Here is a 20407-nt window from a genome sequence, read left to right on the forward strand (position 1 = left end):
ATAATTGAGGGGCATTTTTTTCCATTTCTTATGGTAAAATGTTACTATCACATATTATGAGGATGGATCACATTATGTCTATTGTAACTTTAGCTCTTTTATTATTGGCGGAAATACTCGTTGCCATTATTCTCATCGGTGTTAGCATTGAAATTTGTAGTTACGGATGGAAAAAATCGAATGGAATAAAATACTCTTGCCTCTTACTTTCACTCCTTCTCGGAACTGCTAGCATACTCGGACTTTTCGCCGCACCGGCCTATTTCTTTATACAACTAACAGAAAATGCCTTATAAGAAAGGATGTTAATATGATTACCGTGAAAAATATTGAGGGATCTGAAACTTACGTATTACGTCAAAAAATTTTACGCCCGAATCAAACATTAGCAGATTGTAAATACTCTTCCGACTATGAAACAGACACCTTTCACTTAGGCGCATTTATAAACGATGAACTCATTAGTATCGCTTCCTTCTCAAAAGAAATATATCCTGACTTACCAGCAGGTATTCATTATCGGCTACGAGGAATGGCAACATTACCTGAATTTCGAAACAACCGTGCTGGAAGCTCCTTAATTCAGAAGGCAGAACAAATCCTACAAGAACGTCAAGCAAATATATTATGGTGTAATGGCCGAATTACTGTAGCTGACTATTACAAGCGCTTAGGCTTCCAGGAACATGGTGAAATCTTTGAAATTGAACCGATTGGCCTGCATAAAGTACTGTATAAAAAGATATAAGAAAAGCTTTCCACAATACGGGAAAGCTTTTCTTATATTTCAATCTTCACTTTGTATTTTTTTCATGTATATGTATATAAACAAACTAGGAACTAAAAAACAAGCAAACATAATAAGTCCTGTTATACTGATTTCTTTTATCGAAATATCCGGTGTTACAACAATACAAATAGCTAACAGTCCAATAACAATACCTACCGGAATTAGTAATAGTTTCATGAAATAACTGCGTGATACTCCGCCCGTATGCTCATATACCTCTACAGAATGTTTTAAATTTAAGAAGTTAATGACTACAATCCCGCCAATAAATATCATTAATAAATCCGAAACACTTTCATATCCTACACCCTGCAAAACGTAACGGTAAAAAACAATACCTAGTATGACGATATTTTGTAAGATGAAAGCTAGTCTAATATGTTTTAATCCTTCAACCATTAAACGTTCATCTTTCACGATTCTCATCCCCTCACTCCTCTTCCTCCCAAAATAAATCATTCAATGTTTTATCTACCGCATAACAAATTTTTAAACACAAATCTAAAGACGGGTTGTATTTCCCCTTCTCAATTAAACTAATCGTTTGCCTTGTAACGCCTACTTTTTCTGCTAATTGTTGCTGTGTTAAATCTAACTGAACACGCGCGACTTTTATTTTACTTACAGCCATTCATGTTCCTCCTCTACCCTTATTGTAACATATATATTCCATTAAGTAATTTATACTTTGCTTAATTGACTATAATTTCACTTTATCCCTCTATTTGTGGGCAGTAACACTCCTACCTCAATATTCGGCTGGAGCAAAGTAGTTAGGCGGGAAATTAACCGCCCCCTACTGATTATAGTTTCACTTTATTATACACAAAAAAGGGCCTCTCATAAGAAGCCCCCTTTCCTATATCTATATTATAAGAATAAATGACATCCAAATAAAATTGTAAATAAGTATAGTAATGGATGTACTTCCATCCCTTTCCCTTTCACAATTTTTAAGACTGGATACACTAAAAATCCAATTGCAATTCCATTCGCAATACTAGATGTTAACGGAATACCAATGAAAATTAAAAATGCTGGTAATGCATCTTCAAATTCATTCCAATTAATATCACGAAGACTTTGCGCCATTAAACTACCTACAATAATTAATGAAGGAGCTGTAATAGCAGCTACACTTGATAAAGAAGCAATTACAGGGCTGAAGAATGCCGTTATAATCGTTAGACCGACAACGACAATACCTGTTAATCCCGTTTTACCACCTGCCGCAATACCAGCTGACGATTCAATCGTCGCTGCTGTTGGGCTTGTTCCAAAGATAGAGCCTGTAGTCCCCCCAATTGCATCTGCAATAAACGCTTTACCAAAACGTTTCTCTGTATTATCTGTAATTAAACCTGCTTGTTTAATTAAACCAAGTAATGCACCTGTTGTATCGAATAACAGTACAAGTAAAAATGAAAATACAACACCATATAATCCATATTCAATTACATCGGAAAAGGCGTTGATTGGGTTTGAAACGATAATCCCCTCTGGTAAATGAGGCATCGCAACAATTTTATCCGTAAACTTCAGTTGCCCTGTAAAGAAGGCGATAACTCCCGTCACAATCATACTAATAAATAATGCACCGCTCACACGTAATGCCATTAATACCGCCGCTAAAATTAAACCAATTAAAGTTAAAATAACAGCTGGAGAATGAAAATCACCAATCGTAACTAAATTAGATGGATGATCGACGATAATTCCAGAAAGGCGTAATCCAATAAAAGCAATAAATAGTCCAATTCCACCTGCAATTGCATGTTTTAAACTATCAGGAATTGCGACAATTAACTTTTGCCTAAATGAAGTGAAAGATAATAAAAGAAAAATGATACCTGTTACAAATACTGCTGAAAAGGCTATTACATACGTAATTCCTTCTGCCTTCTGTACAACAGAATACGCAAAATATGCGTTCATTCCCATAGCTGGAGCAATAACAATCGGATAATTAGCGAAAATCGCCATACCTACTGTTCCAACAACTGTTGCAATAATTGTTGCTGTAAACGCTTGGTCAAATGGTACACCTGCATCAGATAATATTTTCGGATTGATGACAAGAATATACGCAAATGTAAAAAAAGTTGTGATGCCAGCTAAAAGCTCTTGCTTCACAGAAGTGTTATATTTTTGTAATTGAAACATGGTTATGTACCCTTCCTACATCTGAATTATTATCACACATTCTTTTCCTACTAGTATGTGAGAAAATATAATACTTAATCTTAACAATCAATAAAAAGAAGAGTCAATATATTCGCTAATAGTTCGAATTTTAAGTTTAAGTCTGACAAGCGCAGATGTAGTACAGCTAATCATGTTTATTTTTGTAGCATAACAGATAGAAATGTTTTATAATTTGAAATAGTTAAATATTTAGTAAACGCATTCAAATATCGTTCACTCTACAAGGGGGATTCTTCTTATGCAGCACACAAACAAATCTGAAACTTTAAACCGCGGTTTAAAAGAACGACATATTACTTTAATGTCGCTCGGCTCCGCTATTGGCGTTGGACTATTTTTAGGATCCGCTTCTGCTATTAAGCTAGCTGGCCCTTCTATTCTACTAGGTTATATGATCGCCGGACTCGTTATTTTTTTCATTATGCGAGCACTCGGAGAAATGGCAATTGAACAACCTGTTGCCGGTTCTTTTAGTAAATATGCTTCTGATTATCTTGGACCACTAGCTGGCTATATTACCGGTTGGAACTACTGGTTCTTATGGGTTGTTACTTGCATGGCTGAAATTACAGCAGCTGGCATTTACATGCAATACTGGTTCCCAGATATCCCGCGCTGGACTTGGGCTTTACTCGCTCTATTATTAATGAGTGCTTTCAACTTCTTATCCGTAAAAGTATTTGGAGAACTTGAATTTTGGTTTGCTCTCATCAAAATTGTCACAATTATCTGTATGATAATTGTTGGAGCTGGTATTATTTTATTCGGATTCGGAAACGGTGGTATCGCTACTGGTATTTCAAACCTTTGGTCACATGGTGGCTGGTTCCCAAATGGTTTTTCTGGGTTACTACTCTCTTTACAAATGGTGTTATTCGCTTATTTAGGCGTTGAATTAATCGGTGTTACAGCGGGTGAAGCTCAAAATCCGAAAAAAACACTCGCAAAAGCAATCGATAACGTATTTTGGAGAATATTACTGTTCTACGTTGGGGCTCTATTCGTTATGATGGCCATTTATCCATGGAATGAACTTGGTGAAAAAGGAAGTCCATTCGTATTAACATTCCAGCAAATCGGTATCGCAAAAGCAGCAGGGATTATCAACTTTGTCGTATTAACAGCAGCTCTTTCTTCCTGTAATGGTGGTTTATTTAGTACAGGCCGTATGCTATATACATTAGCTCAGCAGAAGAAAGCTCCTGAAAGATTCGGTCGTTTAAATAAAAATGGCATTCCAAGTCAAGGAATTGTAGCAACAGCTATCGTTTTACTCGTTGGTGTTATATTAAACTATCTTGTGCCTGCAAAAGTATTTACATGGCTCACTAGTATTTCAACTTTCGGGGCAATTTGGACTTGGGGCATCATTTTAATCGCTCAAATTAAATTCCGTAAAGGATTGCAAACTGATAAAAAGGACAAGCTAACATATAAAATGCCTTTACATCCATTCAGTTCATATTTCTCACTCGCTTTCCTTGCACTCGTATTAGGTATTATGGCGTATTCAGAAGATACAAGAATTGCATTGATTGTTGGTCCTATTTGGCTTATTGGTTTAGCTATCGTGTATTACATGAAAGGGTTCCATAAAATTGACGAAACACCTAATTCAAAAATTAGTTAAGCCCAAGATCTCTTCCTATTTACTAGGAAGAGATTTTTTAATTATTCAAACAAATATTTCTCAATCAAATTAACGCTATCTTTACACTATTTAATATTTTCTATCTTTCTTTCCTAAAAAAAATAGATTACATTATTAAAGCAAATATTTTTATTAGGGGGATTCTTCTATGAAGAATAAAAAATGGATTACATTTTCTTTAGCAACAGCAATTACACTAAGTATAGGAGCTTCATTCATTCCATCTACTTATGCCGAAAGCTCAGTAGACCCAGCTCCTGAAATTGCTGCAAAAGTTGTAAATCAAAATAGCGGAAAAAAAGTATTATTCGATAATACACACGGTCAAACTGCCGGGACCGCTGACTGGGTTATTGATGGCGGCTTTTCTGACTTCGGAAACGGTATTGCCCAAAACGGATATCATGTAAAAGAACTTCGTAAATCAACACCGATTACGTATGAAGATTTAAAAGACTACAATGTATTTATCGTTCCAGAAGCTAATATTCCTTACAAAAAATCTGAACAAGATGCAATGTTACAATATGTAAAAAATGGCGGTAGTATCTTCTTTATTGCCGATCATTATAATGCAGATCGTAATAAAAATCGCTGGGATTCTTCTGAAGTATTTAATGGATATAGACGCGGTGCTTGGGATAATCCTGCAAAAGGAATGTCTAGTGAAGAAGTAAATTCACAAGCTATGCAAGGAGTAGAAAGCTCTGATTGGCTATCTGATAACTTCGGTATTCGCTTCCGCTACAATGCAATTGGTGATGTTTCTGCTAAAAATATTGTATCACCTGAACAATCATTCGGAATTACAAAAGGTGTTTCATCCGTAGCAATGCATGCTGGTTCTACTCTAGCCATTACAAACCCAAAACTAGCAAAAGGACTTGTTTATCTTCCAGAAAACCCGTCAAAATGGAATAATGCTGTTGATAGTGGTGTTTATAACGGCGGTGGTGTTGCAGAGGGTCCTTATGCTGCTATCGCAAAAGTAGGACTTGGAAAAGCTGCCTTTATCGGTGACTCTTCTCCTGTTGAAGATGCTACGCCAAAATACGTTCGTGAAGATTCTGGTCAAACGAAGAAAACTTATGATGGGTATAAAGAAGAAAACGATGCTATCTTACTAGAAAACATCGTAAATTGGCTATCGAATAAAGAAACATTTACAAGTTTAGATCAAGTAAATGGTTTACAACTTGATCTACCTACCACTTTACAAACATTTGAACAACCAAGCTTATCAACCGAGCCACAACCTGAACCTTGGAGTGCTCCAAATGCAGGTTATCAATGGTTTAATACAAATACTTTTAAATCAGGTTCATACGGTTATAACGGTGCGGTAACAGCAAACGACTACGTAGTTACACACCCTAGCACTCTACCAAACAATGAAGTGTTCCAAATCAAAATTCAAGTAAATAACTTATTACCAAACACAACATACAATAATTACTCTTTAGGTATATTCACTACTGGTGGTACACAAGTAGCAAAAGTTCAAAATACAAACGGCACTTGGCCATCTACTTTTGGATATAGTAGTGCATTCTCTTTCACAACAAACAGCTTAGGTTCTGCTGAGAAGATTGTAAATGTGCAAATCAACCCAAATACGACTGGACAAGCAACACTTCGTCTACGCCAAAATACAACAGCGAAATATAGTGAGACTGTAACGATTAATAAGAAATAATGAAAAAGGCAATCCGGATATGGATTGCCTTCTTTTTACTTCTCTTCTTTTGAGAAAAACATCCTTGAAATAACGATACCTATACTACCGACTATTAAGAATAAAATTGCCCTAATCATCATCGATACTTCTGGTAAGTCCAGAAGGAATAGCTTCCCTATCGTTACGACTAACACGACTAAGCCGGCATACAATATTTCATTCATATTTTTATTCCGTCCAAGCCAAACTGCAAATAATGCATATACCATCCATAATAAGGATACAGATACACTTATTATACTTCCATCTGTAGAAAGCACTTCACCGACTCTAGTAATTGCAATAAATATGATAACCATAAACCAATAGAGCGCTATAGAATATACATATTTTCCAAAACTCATTAACACATCTTTCGCTTGTTTCATGCAGTAATAAAATGTACCTATTAAAATAATATGAGCAACGAACCCAGCTGAAAGAAAATGATCAAACGGGCTAAAAATAGTCTGTATCATTCCAATTGCATAAACCGTCGCACTAACATACAATTTTATTTGTTGTTTTACTTTAATAGCAGTCACCATACCGAGGAAACCTTGTAATAATAATACAATCGCTGCATTCACTAAACTATACTCATATAAAATCGCTAAACTAAATGCACCCATTGCGAAACCAAATAAAAGATTTGTAAATGTAGAATGTCGATTCTTCCTATATTCAAACACGAACATAACAGCATGCACAAGCGCACTAATCATTAATCCCAATGTTGTAAATTCGGGTATTTTTGAAATGGCTAATATAAAGAAAACTGCATTCGCACTAAATATCGCCAAGCGTGGCTCTAATATAAAACTTCTCTCCGTAAACATATGCCAAAATAATAGTAAGTGAATCAAACCATAAACAACTGTTAGCTGTACTTGTAAATCCTCTACTAACATTGACATAATAGCAAAGAAGACGAAAAGGACAATAACAGCAACAGCATAAGAAATCATATATAAATACTGATAACGATTTTTCAGCGCATACCATAATAAGCTAATTGTTAGTATCGTCTCATATCCAAAGAAAATATACGGATTGGGAGTCGTACTATTTAATAAGAATGGTACGAAGAAAGCTCCTACCGCTACGAAAATAGTAAGATATTCCGATTGATACCTCTTCGCTACATAAATACCTAAAATGACCCATGCAATATTACATACAAATGCAACACTTGCTGGAATAAATCCATATAAATAATGTGCCGCAAATGTCGTTAAAACTATACCCGTAATACTTCCTCCCGCTAATACTAACCCTAACGCTTGCCGCTCTCGTTTAATTTGAATATCCCCTATATAATAAAAACCGATTGATAGGACAACACCAAACACAATTCGTATTGCTGGCGTTAATAATCCAGCATCTACCCCTGCTTTAAATAACCAGATTACTCCAAGTAACATAATACCGACAAATATGCGTGGTAACCACGTTTGGCAAAACTGAATAATATTAAATGGTTCTGGTTTAAAAGCAGATATATCTACTTGTTTTACCTCCCGTTCTTGCACGGGCTCTTTTATTGTAACTACTTCTTCTTTTGGTTTTTCTTCCGTTACCGTTTCAATATATTCTTTCTTTTCCTTACTAACATGTTGCTGAGCATTTTCTACTTCTATTTCTTTTTGTTTTGCTTTCAATTCAAAGAGTGCTTCTTGAATTGTTTCAATTGCCGTTTCGAGCGCTTCTATTTTCTTATTTAAATCTTCCTTCATACGCTCCCCCCTCACCATTCATTCAAAACCTATATATTACCAATTAACTTTATCATACTATTAGTCTATTCATTTTCAATACCATTTTTCCAAAAAAAGAAAGGTGTTTTCCGAAATAGGAAAACACCTCTTACTTATTTCTTCTTATTGAAAACACTACTCACGATAACGCCAATGCAAGCACCTATAATAGCTGGAACAATCCATCCTACACCTTCTATATAAAACGGAATGTATTTCAATACTGATGTCCACTGATTCATCATCACATTTTTATTGAAAATATCGATTGCACTAAATACGGCTACAATCCCAACTGTCACTGCATATACGTATGCATACTTTCCAATATACTTATGGAATAACCCTAAAATAATAAGCGTTAATGCAACTGGATAAATAAATCCAAGAATCGGTACTGATACTTTTAAAATTTGCGTTAATCCTAAATTAGCTAAAATCATACTAATACAACTTAATATAAATGCCCACACTTTATACGCCACTTTCGGAAATGCACTTGCGAAAAATTGACTACAAGATGTAACAAGTCCAATTGAAACACATAAGCACGCGATCGTAAAAATAAGACCTAATAAAACGACTCCACCTTGTCCAAATAACGTCGTCATCACTTGTGCTAATACGTTCGCCCCATTATCAAATGGACCTAACGAACCGCTAATTGAACCAACATATCCAAGTATGACATAAATAATAGATAGTAATAGTCCTGCACCAATTCCAGCAATACTCATATATTTCGCTAAACCTTTATCATCTTCAATACCTTTTGTACGAAGAGCATTTGCAATAACAATCCCAAAAATTAAAGCTGCTAATGCATCCATCGTTAAATACCCATCTAAAAACCCTTGGAACATAGGAGCTTGTCCATAGTTTCCAGCAGCCTCTTTCACACTACCTACTGATGTAAACATACTCTTTATAAAAATAAGGGCAATCATACCTAATAATAACGGTGTTAAAACTTTTCCGAACAACCCCATTAATTTAGATGGTGATAAACTTAACCAGTACACGATACTAAAGAAAATAACCGTGTAACATAATAAAATTATGCTTCCTGCTTCTGGGAAGAACTGACCTGGCCCCATTTCAAAAGCTAAACTTCCTGCACGTGGTATACCAAGTCCTGGTCCAATAAATAAATACACGATACATGGAAAAATAATGGAAAATGAAGAATGAACCCTACCCGCTAACGCTTGAAAACTTCCTGCTTTTGCAATCGCAATAACTCCCAATATAGGCAGACCTGTTGCTGATATAATAAACCCTACTAATGAAATCCACACATGTTCTCCTGCTTCATACCCAAGGAAAGGTGGGAATATAAGATTCCCCGCGCCAAAGAACATCGAGAATAACATAAGACTAATAAGTAAAATTTCTTTTTTCTGTAACAATTTCATTTCTTTCTCCTTCTTTAATTCCAGCTTTTATGAAATCAATTTCACATATAAAAAAGTGCAATAACCCGCTTCCTGACAAAGAAAACATAGTCCATAGTCTATCACAAAAGAAATACCCATTCTATAGCTATCTCTCTTTTCCAATTTCTTCTGAAAATCAACCTTTCCCCGCATTAACGGGCAGTAAGACTCCCTTCTAATAATTAAGCTAATAACCAGATATCCAAAGGGAGTCAAACTGCCCATAAAAGCCCGATTCGTGAAGGCTAATACTCATGTTGGAATGAAATCTTCCAACATGAGTAAAGTTTCACTTCATTGACTTATAATAGTTAATAAGGTAAAATATTAAATATACAAAATTATTAACTTTGTTTTGTTTGTGTCAGGAGGAAAATAACATGGAATCAACGATACAACTAGAAAGAGAACAACAAAGAAAAAAGAAACATCCTCCAGGTTTATACTTACTCTTCTTTACAGAAATGTGGGAAAGATTTAGTTACTATGGATTACGAGGATTATTAACATTATATTTAACGACAGCTTTAGTAAGCGGTGGTCTTGGGTTTAGTCCCGCATGGGCACTCTCCATTTACGGATTTTATACTGGAGCCTGTTATTTCACACCAATGATTGGTGGATACTTAACAGACCGTTTTCTAGGTAGACGAAAAGCCATCACAATTGGTGGTATAACAATGGCAATCGGTAACCTAACACTATTTGCCATGCAAAACCAAGTCGGCCTATACCTCGGATTAGCGCTTATTATTATCGGTAACGGGTTCTTCAAACCGAATATCTCTACACTGGTTGGAGAATTATACGAAGAAAACGATCCAAAACGTGATAGTGCATTTACCATTTTCTATATGGGTATTAACGTCGGGTCATTTTTAGCTCCACTCGTTTGCGGATTTTTATCAGAAAATTTATTCAAAACAACAGTTGATGGCGTTGTACATTACGGATTCCGTTACGGTTTCTTAGCCGCTTCAATCGGAATGATCATTGGACAAATTTTATTTACAACTCTATCAAATCGCTTCCTTGGTGATATCGGTAAAAAACCAACTCGCGATTTACAAACAACAGATGGACAACCATCAGTAGGAGATACACCTTTAACAAAAAAAGAAAAACAGCGTACCGCAGTTATCGTCATTTTAACATGCTTCGTTGTCTTCTTCTGGGCTGGCTTTGAACAGGCCGGTAGCTCATTAACATTATATACAAACAAATTTGTAGACCGCTCTGTGTTCGGATGGGAAGTTCCAACATCTTGGTTCCAATCGGTCAATCCATTATTTATTATTTTACTTGCTCCAGTCATTTCAGCATTATGGGCAAAACTTGCAACTCGCAAGCGCGGGGATTTAAAAATCCCAACTAAAATGGGACTTGGTATGATCTTGCTTGGTATCGGTTATATCATTCTCGTTATCGCTACATTAAAAACAGGGAGTGATGAACATAACATTACAGAAAAAGCAAACTTACTATTTATCGTCTTTACGTATCTTTTCCATACGTTAGGTGAGCTATTCTTATCACCTGTTGGACTATCAATGGTTAGTGCACTTGCCCCAGTAAAACTTGCTTCTTTATTAATGGGAGTATGGTTAGCAAGCTCAGGAATCGCCAACATTTTAGGTGGACAACTGGCAAGCTTCACAACTTCACTTGGGTATGCTGAAGTATTTACCGTAATCGGAGCTGTAGCAATTGTATTAGGTTGTGTTTTATTACTAATTTCTAAGAAATTAGTGAAATGGATGGATTAAAAAAAGATGAGGGAAATCCCTCATCTTTTTTTATTTCTTCGCCTTCGTTCCTACTAAATCACCAGCAACAACGTAACGCTTAGAGTTATCCTTAACAGATACACATGTAATAAGCGTTATTTCATCTTTCCCATGATCCTCTACAACTTCCCACTTATCAGGAGTTACTTCAGATACACCAGTAACCGCATATTCATATTCGTTTTCATTATCATACAAATACATTTTGTCGCCTTTTTTTAAAGAGGCTACATCACTAAATAAAACACCTTTTTTAGACATGTTATGTCCTGCTAATGCATAATTCCCTTTTCCCATTACTTGATTTTCTTTTACTGTTGCTGCACCTGATAATAGGTTTTTCTCAGTAGAAGATTTTAAAACAGGGAGTTCTAATGAAACACTCGGGATTGAAATACGACCAATTACTTGTTTCTTATCTAATGATGCATTCGCTACTTCTGCCAAGTCTGGTTGATCAATTTTCGAAGCATCTACAAATGTCGTCTCATGTTTTTCATAATCCATTTTTTGAACAGCCTGTACATTTTCAGTCTGTTTCTTTTCAGCCTGATATCCATCATAAAATGGCTTTCCGATTAACACACCACCTACAACAAATAGAAGGATTGCTACTATACTATACATTCTTTGCTTATTCATATACAATTCCTTTCCCTTACAAAATCTTACTCTATATAAAATGATAAGATAATATTGCTATATGTACAAGTGTAAGCTGAAAAGAAACCTTCTCGCCGATGCAAGAAGGTTTCTTTTCAAGCTAATTTATTTCTGTATAGTGATACGTGGAATACTGTCATTTGAATAAAGAAAATAGAAAATAGAATATACAATGGGTATCCAGGAAGATATTCATTAATAATAGGCGAAAAAGTTAAAAATCCAACTGCACATGGTAACACAAACCATAACGATACAAATGTTGTTCGACAAGCTTTATCCGTAATTGCTTTTTCACGTTCATCTTCTAGTGGAAATAATAATGGATACATCCAAAAAGATAAATTCTTGTACTTTTTCTTTTGAATTCTATAAAAAATTGTAACTATAATAGCTCCAATAAATAATAAAATGAATGGCACTCCATTAAACCATACTTCAAATGGAAATCTCTCGTTTTTTATTATATCTGCCAACTCTGTAATAACACTATAAAATTCAACAAATGTCCAGCATGCTAAAGCGGTATAAAGCACGTTTATAATATAAGAAAAACCAATCCTATTCATCCTCTTTCCCCTCCTTATTTAAAACAAACACATCTTCCATCTTTAACTCAAATACATCACAAATCATAAGGGCTAATAACAAAGAAGGAACATAATCCCCTTTTTCAATTGCAGCGATTGTTTGTCTCGTCACTCCAACCTTTTCTGCTAACACACTTTGCGAAAAATTAAAGCGAGCTCTTAATTCCTTCACTCTATTTAAAATGGTCAAATTTACCACCTCTCGATTATATTGTATGCTAACCTTAACAAAATGCAAACTCAACTTAACATTATTTTTGTAAAAAAATCCAACTTTACGTTTTGTAAAGTTGGATTTCTTTTTAATTTAAGATTGTAACTTTAACTGTTCTTCTGCCCCATTCATTTGCTTGAGCTGAACTTGGCATTAATAAATCAATTATATGCCCTTTTATTGCACTACCAGTATCTCCAGCAATCGCTGTTCCATATCCATCTACATATACAGTAGAGCCTAAAGGTATAACAGCTGGATCTACAGCAATTAATTTCATGTTTGGATTTGCAGTTAAATTATGTCCTAACTTAGATTTTACAGTTTCACCCGGTTTATAGCCATTTTCAGATGGATCAGCTGTATAAGCTGTTGCTGTTACATAAAATTCTTTTCCACCTTTAGCTGGTTTCGTGTCAGGCTTAGACTCTGGTGATGTATTTTTTGCTACAGGCTCTGCCGACTTAGCTACCTGTTCCTCTTTTTGCTTAGCTACCGCTGCCTTTGCTTTTGCTAACTCCTCTTGCTCAGCCTTTGCAGCTGCTTCTGCTTTTGCACGCTCTTCTGCTGCAATTCTTGCTGCTTCTTGCTCACGAGCAATTGTTTCTTGAACTGCCTTCATATTTGACTCAATTTTAGCCTTTTCTTCTGCTGCTAAATTAAGTTGGCTTGCAATCGCATTATATTTAGCTTGAACTGTTTGTAAGTTATCTTGACGTTTTTTCAAGTTATCTTGCAACTCAGCTTGTGCTTTTGCTAATTTTTGTTTGTCTACTACTAAAGACGCTTCTTTCTCGTCAATTGTTTTCTTATCTTCTTCAATTTGACGAAGATCTTGTTCTTGTAGACGTAAAATTTCTTTATCTGCTTCTAGAATAGTAGAAACTGCATTCATACGTTGTAAGAAATCTGCAAAGTTTTTTGACTCTACTACAACTTCTACTACTAAACTTGTATTTGAACTGTTTTGAACAGAAACCATACGTTTTCTCATAATATCCTTACGAGCAAGGACTTTATCCTCTAAAACGACAATTTCAATCTTTTTTTGCTCAATCTGCTTATGTGTTTCATCGATTTTACGTTGAATAGCAGCTTGATCCTCTTTATTTTTTGCAATTGTATTATTTAAATTATGTAGTTCGTTTTCGATACCCTGAATTTCTTTATTAACAGCTTGCTTCTCTTGCTCTTTCTTTTGCATATCTGCATCGTTTTGCTGCAATTGCTGTTGCATGTTGTTAAGTTTCTCGTCGTTTGACTCTGCTTTTACAGCGACTGTACTAGAAAGACCTATAATGCCTGCTAATACTAGACTACTGATTCGCTTAAAATAGTTCATAATCCGACTCCCTTCTTATACAGTTATACATGATTTATTTTACAGTTTGTTTACAATACCATTAAATACAGTTTATTTTTCATGACGAAAAAAAGGGAATTATGCATAAAATGTAATAGATTCTTAAATATTTAACAATTCCTATATTTAAAAATTATAAAAGATGCTAAAATCCAAATATAGAGAAAATATAACTTCTAAAGGCGGTTGAAATAAATATATGTTTACTCAAAAGAAATCACTCCAACATAAAATTGATCAATTAGAAAATCGTATACAGGAACTAGAAGCAGAATTAAAACAAAAAGATATTGAAAAACAAGAGATTATTTCTTCTATCCACGATCGTGTACAAAGCGTTGTTCAAGAGCATAAACTTGTAAATAATCAACACCATACACTTCAAAATTTAGTTCAACAATTAAACTCATGTTTCGAAAATGTTTCAACGCGCACTACACATTCCAATGAATTGAATAACGAAATGTTACAAAAAGAACAAAGCTTAATTCAATCTATTGAAGAAATTATCGACTGTTCTAATGAAGGGAAAGAATCTGTTCACCGTTTACTTATTGTAATTAACAAATTAGGTGAACAATCTCAACGTACGTCTAATAGTATGAATCATTTAAGTGAGCGCTCAAAAGAAATTGAGCAAATTGTAGAAGTCATTCAAAACATTGCAGCACAAACAAATTTACTTGCTTTAAATGCGAGTATTGAAGCTGCGCGTGCTGGAGAGCACGGTAAAGGATTCGCTGTCGTTGCCAATGAAGTAAGAAAACTAGCGGAAAGTACCGCTGAAAGTACGAAAAACATCGGCAACTTAACGAAAAAAATTCAAGAAGAAATTGAAAAAGCATACGATAACACGAAAGATAATTTGCATTTAGTCGATGAAGGTGTAGAAATGAGTGCCGATACAAACGCTAGAATTGAAAATATTTTAATTATGATTCAAACGTTACAAAACGGTGCTACAAATGTTATTAAAGCTATCGAAAACCAAAAATCTTGTAATGATGATATATTACGAGAATTCGCTAATACACAACAAATGTTCCAAAAATTAAATACTACTATTATGAACCATATTCATGATGCTGAAAAAGTCGTTGTTCAATTGACTAAAGGTCTTCAAGAAACAGCAGCTTCTCATTAATAGTAAAAACCCCTATAGCGGCGCTATAAGGGGTTTTTATTATATTTCGAATATTTATTTCTTCTCAATATTCATCCGTATCTTTGTTATAATGGACAAGTTGTTTCTTTCGACTAATAAACAAGGAGGTTATTATGGAACAATTTTACTACATTTTAAAATATTTAATTCTTGGTCTGTTCCAAGGACTAACAGAACCAATTCCCATTTCTTCAAGTGGTCACCTCGTTTTAGCACAGCATTTGCTAGGACTAAAAATAGAAGGGTTTAGCTTCGAACTACTTGTTAATTCAGCTTCATTATTAGCTGTATTACTTATTTATAGAAATGATTTAATTCGTCTAACTAAGAATGGTCTATCTTATATATTTACAAGAGCAGAAGACGCAAAATCAGATTTCTTCTTTATTATTTACCTTGTTATTGCGACTATTCCAGCAGGCGTTATTGGGGTTTTATTTAAAGACTATATCGACCAGTACTTAAAAGGCGTGAAGATGGTTGGGATTTCCCTTCTTATTACTGCTGTCGGCCTTTGGATTATTAGAAACCTGCGTGGACGTAAAAATGATGGCGATCTTTCTATGAAAGATGCAATTATCATCGGATTAGCACAAGCTTGCGCACTAATTCCTGGAATAAGCCGCTCAGGTGCAACAATCGTAGCAGCGATGTTACTTGGTATGAAGCAAGAAACAGCTCTTCGTTTCTCATTCTTATTATACATCCCCGTTAGCTTAGGTGGTTTATTACTAAGTATTACAGACATTGCAAAAGATCCAAACCTAGACACATTATTCGTACCATATGTCGTTGCATTTATCGCAACATTTATCATGACGTATATTTCATTAAAATGGTTTATGAACATTATGGCAAAAGGAAATTTAAAATATTTCTCTTTCTATTGCATTATCGTAGGTGTACTTACTCTTATTTTCTTATAAAGTGAAACTTACAAAGCGAAAAGCGAGTCATTCTATTAAACTACTAGGATGACTCGCATTTTTATATCTTTATAATGATAAAGCCCCTCTTACTTTTTTATACAGTAAGAGGGGCTCTCTTATGCGTATACTTTCTTTTCTTGACAATACAAACGAATAACATGTTTATTTTGTTGAAATACATCATGCGTTAGGCGGATAATAATAAAATTTCGTTTTGTTTGATCATCATGAACAAAAATCTGTTCTCCCTCCTGAAAATGCCATGCACTTTCAAAAGTTGTAATATGATCCCCACTTACAGAAAAAAGCTCATATCGCATATCTTGTACCCTCTCTCAACTTATAATAATCACAATATCCTTATATTAAATTTAGTATAACTTAATCCCGTTTAAATTTGAAATTTTTTCTATTTCGAAATATTTTAATTTTGTTTTCAAGTTCTTTTAACGTTATAATGATAAACGAATTTTCATTGAAAGGAGCTTCATTTTGACTGCATATTTATTTCCAATAAAAACAGCATTTATTTTATTTCCTATTTTAGCAATGTTTCTATTAATCCCTTTTTTAATATTTAATTATCGCAAATACGGTTATTTGAATAAATGGCGTTCATTTATTTTATATTCACTATTACTCTATGTATTAAATGCCTATTTTCTTGTGATTTTGCCATTACCACAAACGTATGATACTTGTAGCCTACAACCGGCTAATACGCAACATATGCAACTCTCGCCATTTTATTTCATACAAGAGATTAGTAATCATACCTCGGCAATTTTAACGAAGCCAGCTACCTACTTCTATTTATTAAAGGAATCTGCGTTTTTACAAGTCGCTTTTAACGTTCTACTAACCGTTCCATTTGGTATGTACTTACGTTATTATTTCCGACGTAGCTTCTTACAAACAGTGTGTATTTCTTTTTGCCTTTCACTGTTCTTTGAATTAACACAAGTAACTGGATTATATGGTATTTATAATTGTGCCTATCGCTTATTTGATATTGATGATTTGTTTTTAAACACACTAGGCGGCGTAATTGGTTTTATCATTGCACCAATATTTACGTACTTCCTTCCGAAAACAAGTGAGCTAGATATTCATATTGATTTAGAAACGAAACCAGTCGGATTCATTCGTCGTCTCATCGCTATGCAAATTGATTGGATTTTCTTATCTATCGTTGTACCTTTCATTAAAAACAAAGGGAATTCACTATTTATTTCCAACATCCAATCTTATACAAATGTATACGAACTTCTTTTCATTACATGTTCAATCTTAATTTACTTTATTATCATTCCATACTTTACAAATGGAAGAACAATAGGAAAAGCGTTGCTTCGGATTTACATTAAAGGACGAGCAGAGCGTATCACACTCAAAGAATTATTCATTCGTTACGGTATATTCTATTTCATTCTAGGCGGAATCAATTATATTCTTTCGAGTAGCTCTATCTTAAATCATACAGAGCCTTTAGTATTACTAGTTATACTATTATTCCAATTTGTAATTAACGGTCTATTTATTATCCATGTTTTATTACATGTATTTAGCCGTGATAAATTACTATTTTACGAGCGCATTAGTCAAACAAGAAATGCGATCATACTAAAAAAAGCTGACAAGTAATACTTTGTCAGCTTTTTTTCATAATCGTAAATAATTTTTCTGTGTAAGGGTTTGAAAACATTTCTGCTTCATCTAATAACTTTCTCACCTTTAGAAACGAATGCAACTCTGGATATATATTTTGTAATTTTGCGTACGTTAACGTATGCATTTTCCCCCAATGTGGGCGTCCTTCATACTTTAGAAAAATTTTCTCCACCTCACCAAAATAAGCAGCATACTTCATACCTTTATACATATGAACAGCAATGTACGCTGAATCCCTTCCGTATGCTGGACTGAGCCATATATTATCACTTTTCACATACCGGCATTCAATTGGGAAGTGCACTTTATACTTTTTCTTTTCAATAAGGTTTGATATTTCTTCTACAACCGCCCGCATATACTTTGAAGGAACACTATACTCCATTTCATAAAATGGAACCGCACGAGATGTAGCAAATACTTCATAACTCGGACCAATTATTTTTGTATTCGGTACAGCTTTAGCTGATAATCGACTTACTCCTTTACTTATAGAAGGAAACCATTTACATCCTTTAGATAACAAAGAGAACATCTTATTTTCAAGCAACTCTACCTTTAGTTTATGCCATTTCAAATCATTTTTTTTACCTGTTGTTTCATTTGTAAATTTCACTTGTACTTCATCTGAATAAGGAAAAACGAAAAATTCAAAATGGCGACTTTTTTTATATTCTTCTAGCTTGTTCATTACAGTAAATAATGACTGTTTTTCACTTTTATAAACGAGTGAATAGGCTGGAATAACCTTCAATTTTATTTTTACAATAATACCTAACACTCCAAGCGATAACTGAAAGGCTCTCCAATATTCCACATTCTCAGTTTCCGAACAAACTATACTCTCACCTGTAGATAAAATTGCGGTAATCTCTATAACTTGTGTTGATAAACTTCCAAAGGTAATACCCGTCCCATGAGTCCCTGTACTAATCGCTCCTGCAATAGATTGTGAATCAATATCCCCTAAATTTTCTTGTGCATAACCTTTTTCTTCAAGTAACCTCCCTAAATCATGTAGCTTTGTTCCTGCCCATACTTCAGCAACCATCTTCTCTTCATCGATATTCATAATACCTTTCAATTCATCTAAAGAAACTAAAATTTCTTCCGTTTGTACAAGAGGTGTAAACGAGTGACCTGAACCGACAACACGAATTTTCTTCCCTTTTTTTTGAGCAAGTTCCACCACTTCTACTACATCTTGTATACTTTCTGGATACATCGTATAATGCGGTGTCCCTTCTACATTCCCTGTCCAATTTCTCCATTTTTGTCCCTTTATAGAAAGCATTGGCCATCCCCCCGATATGTTGAATACTCCCCAACAATCTCTCCTTCTTTCACACGATATAAAAACGGAAACCGCTCACATAACTCTCCAGCTTTACTGTGGCGAAACAAGATAGAATCTCCTATCTCTATCCGGTCCTCACCGTTATAAAAAATCGGTGTTTGTACCTCGCCAGCACCTTCTAAAGCTAATAATTTTGCACCATTTGGTCTCCAAATCTCAGGTTCTTTATCTTTACCAATTGCGCCTGAAGCAATATATCCACCACCTAGACAAGTGTAAATATACGGGGCTGGTTTACGTACAACTGGTAAAGCAAATCCGACAGCTGGATGAAATTGCACCTCTTTATAATAATCAAACAGCTTCGGGGCATAAAAAGCAGAACCTATTGTAATCTCTGAAACTGAATTATCTTGCTCGGTTGTTTTTATACTTCCTGTTCCTCCCCCATTTACAAACCTTAGTTCAATACCCAGGTTTTGTATTTCTTTTACGATACGTCCTCTTCTTTCGTTAACTTCTAACACTGATTTCTTTTTTAAATACGAAATCACTTTACTTTTCACTCGCTGATTTGGTATGTGATCTCCTATCCCAGCAATTTGGGCTTCATATCCCATTACACCATCTAATATTAAAAATGATGATTCTTTCACCCTTTTTACTATTTTCAAAGCACCTTGCACACCTTTTACCGGTGATCTGTTTACCCCAAAATGAAATTGAAAAAAACGACTACTCATATCAATATCCAAACAAACACGAAAACACCCTTTAGACTTCTCAGCAATTTTTTCTAAATAAACAATATGGTCTTCACAATCCACCATACAAGTTATAATGAGCCCTTGCTTTGTTAGCAAACTTATTTCATGTAAAGCTCTTTCATCATAAGCAGGATATCCGAGTAATAAATCATTGAATCCTTGTGCAATTAAAAACAAAGCCTCCCTAGGTGAGAAACACATAATACCTTGAAATCGATCGTTTGCTGCTAAAATCTTTTGCATAACCGGAACAGAACGTAACGATTTACTCGCTATACGAATCTTCTTATTTCCACTTAATTCTATAATCCATTGAATATTTCTATCTAAAGCCACTTCATCCAAAAATGCACACGGTAATGGAACTTCTTTAAAAATTCCTCTATCCACATTTTTTCTCTCCTC

20 protein-coding genes are annotated in these 20407 nt (G+C 34.6%); 8 read left to right on the forward strand and 12 right to left on the reverse strand.

Translation table 11 applies throughout. The features are described from left to right. The first annotated feature begins 38 nt into the window (after nt 1–38). Both F8162_RS20375 and F8162_RS20380 read left to right on the forward strand, forming a co-directional pair. Complete coding sequence (locus F8162_RS20375) at nt 39–296, forward strand: DUF4022 family protein (RefSeq protein WP_000926994.1); 258 nt, start codon at nt 39–41, stop codon at nt 294–296. A gap of 14 nt (nt 297–310) precedes the next feature. After that, the gene (locus F8162_RS20380; protein ID WP_151635779.1) at nt 311–748 is read left to right on the forward strand and encodes a GNAT family N-acetyltransferase; all 438 of its coding nucleotides are present in this window, start codon (nt 311–313) and stop codon (nt 746–748) included. A gap of 39 nt (nt 749–787) precedes the next feature. Here the strand turns inward: F8162_RS20380 and F8162_RS20385 are convergent, their stop codons facing one another. From F8162_RS20385 to F8162_RS20395, 3 genes are all read right to left on the reverse strand, one after another. Then, complete coding sequence (locus tag F8162_RS20385) at nt 788–1216, reverse strand: hypothetical protein (RefSeq protein WP_151635777.1); 429 nt, start codon at nt 1214–1216, stop codon at nt 788–790. Nucleotides 1217–1220: 4 nt separating this feature from the next. Continuing rightward, nucleotides 1221–1421: a helix-turn-helix transcriptional regulator gene (locus tag F8162_RS20390; RefSeq protein ID WP_000301181.1), complete on the reverse strand. Its 201-nt coding sequence runs from the start codon at nt 1419–1421 to the stop codon at nt 1221–1223. Nucleotides 1422–1660: 239 nt separating this feature from the next. Beyond that, a complete protein-coding gene (locus F8162_RS20395) occupies nt 1661–2953 on the reverse strand; it encodes an NCS2 family permease (protein WP_151635775.1) in 1293 nt (430 codons plus the stop codon). Between the two features lie 280 nt (nt 2954–3233). Here F8162_RS20395 and F8162_RS20400 point away from each other — a divergent pair, with 280 nt between their 5' ends. Together F8162_RS20400 and F8162_RS20405 are read left to right on the forward strand one after the other, a co-directional pair. Then, nucleotides 3234–4625 (forward strand): amino acid permease, encoded by a 1392-nt coding sequence (locus F8162_RS20400; protein WP_151635773.1) that lies wholly within the window; start codon nt 3234–3236, stop codon nt 4623–4625. Nucleotides 4626–4794: 169 nt separating this feature from the next. Next, a complete protein-coding gene (locus F8162_RS20405) occupies nt 4795–6342 on the forward strand; it encodes a DNA-binding protein (RefSeq protein WP_151635771.1) in 1548 nt (515 codons plus the stop codon). A gap of 35 nt (nt 6343–6377) precedes the next feature. Here the strand turns inward: F8162_RS20405 and F8162_RS20410 are convergent, their stop codons facing one another. Continuing rightward, nucleotides 6378–8099 carry a DUF2339 domain-containing protein gene (locus F8162_RS20410; protein WP_151635769.1) on the reverse strand — a complete coding sequence of 574 codons (1722 nt, stop codon included), beginning with the start codon at nt 8097–8099 and terminating at the stop codon, nt 6378–6380. Nucleotides 8100–8233: 134 nt separating this feature from the next. After that, complete coding sequence (gene brnQ1 / locus F8162_RS20415) at nt 8234–9535, reverse strand: branched-chain amino acid transport system II carrier protein BrnQ1 (RefSeq protein ID WP_151635767.1); 1302 nt, start codon at nt 9533–9535, stop codon at nt 8234–8236. Nucleotides 9536–9936: 401 nt separating this feature from the next. Here brnQ1 and F8162_RS20420 point away from each other — a divergent pair, with 401 nt between their 5' ends. Next, nucleotides 9937–11322: a peptide MFS transporter gene (locus tag F8162_RS20420; RefSeq protein WP_151635765.1), complete on the forward strand. Its 1386-nt coding sequence runs from the start codon at nt 9937–9939 to the stop codon at nt 11320–11322. 30 nt (nt 11323–11352) lie between these two features. On the opposite strand, the gene F8162_RS20425 is transcribed toward F8162_RS20420, so the two are convergent. The 4 genes from F8162_RS20425 to F8162_RS20440 all read right to left on the reverse strand — a co-directional run bounded on the left by F8162_RS20425 (nt 11353) and on the right by F8162_RS20440 (nt 14152). Next, nucleotides 11353–11985, reverse strand: a complete 633-nt coding sequence (locus F8162_RS20425; RefSeq protein WP_151635763.1) for a class A sortase — start codon at nt 11983–11985, stop codon at nt 11353–11355. A gap of 116 nt (nt 11986–12101) precedes the next feature. Continuing rightward, nucleotides 12102–12575, reverse strand: a complete 474-nt coding sequence (locus F8162_RS20430; protein ID WP_001079697.1) for a hypothetical protein — start codon at nt 12573–12575, stop codon at nt 12102–12104. Then, a complete protein-coding gene (locus tag F8162_RS20435) occupies nt 12568–12786 on the reverse strand; it encodes a helix-turn-helix transcriptional regulator (protein WP_151635761.1) in 219 nt (72 codons plus the stop codon). Before F8162_RS20435 ends, F8162_RS20430 begins: the two co-directional genes overlap by 8 nt. Nucleotides 12787–12898: 112 nt before the next feature. Beyond that, nucleotides 12899–14152, reverse strand: coding sequence for a 3D domain-containing protein (locus F8162_RS20440; RefSeq protein ID WP_151635758.1), 1254 nt, complete (start codon nt 14150–14152; stop codon nt 12899–12901). A gap of 484 nt (nt 14153–14636) precedes the next feature. Between F8162_RS20440 and F8162_RS20445 the strand changes: the two genes are divergently transcribed. Continuing rightward, nucleotides 14637–15317 carry a methyl-accepting chemotaxis protein gene (locus F8162_RS20445; protein ID WP_413226577.1) on the forward strand — a complete coding sequence of 227 codons (681 nt, stop codon included), beginning with the start codon at nt 14637–14639 and terminating at the stop codon, nt 15315–15317. 134 nt (nt 15318–15451) lie between these two features. After that, the gene (locus tag F8162_RS20450) at nt 15452–16264 is read left to right on the forward strand and encodes an undecaprenyl-diphosphate phosphatase (protein WP_097817871.1); all 813 of its coding nucleotides are present in this window, start codon (nt 15452–15454) and stop codon (nt 16262–16264) included. A gap of 119 nt (nt 16265–16383) precedes the next feature. On the opposite strand, the gene F8162_RS20455 is transcribed toward F8162_RS20450, so the two are convergent. Beyond that, complete coding sequence (locus tag F8162_RS20455) at nt 16384–16587, reverse strand: hypothetical protein (protein WP_001268328.1); 204 nt, start codon at nt 16585–16587, stop codon at nt 16384–16386. A 172-nt stretch (nt 16588–16759) separates the two neighbouring features. Here F8162_RS20455 and F8162_RS20460 point away from each other — a divergent pair, with 172 nt between their 5' ends. Next, entirely contained in the window at nt 16760–17911 is a 1152-nt protein-coding gene (locus tag F8162_RS20460) for a VanZ family protein (protein ID WP_151635754.1), read from the forward strand. Between the two features lie 7 nt (nt 17912–17918). Here the strand turns inward: F8162_RS20460 and F8162_RS20465 are convergent, their stop codons facing one another. Next, on the reverse strand, nt 17919–19232 hold the full coding sequence (locus F8162_RS20465) for a D-arabinono-1,4-lactone oxidase (protein ID WP_151635752.1): 1314 nt from the start codon (nt 19230–19232) through the stop codon (nt 17919–17921). Next, on the reverse strand, nt 19220–20392 hold the full coding sequence (locus tag F8162_RS20470) for an amino acid deaminase/aldolase (RefSeq protein WP_151635750.1): 1173 nt from the start codon (nt 20390–20392) through the stop codon (nt 19220–19222). Before F8162_RS20470 ends, F8162_RS20465 begins: the two co-directional genes overlap by 13 nt. Between the last annotated feature and the right edge of the window lie 15 nt (nt 20393–20407).

The organism is Bacillus sp. CH140a_4T (assembly GCF_008923725.1).
Taxonomy (GTDB): domain Bacteria; phylum Bacillota; class Bacilli; order Bacillales; family Bacillaceae_G; genus Bacillus_A.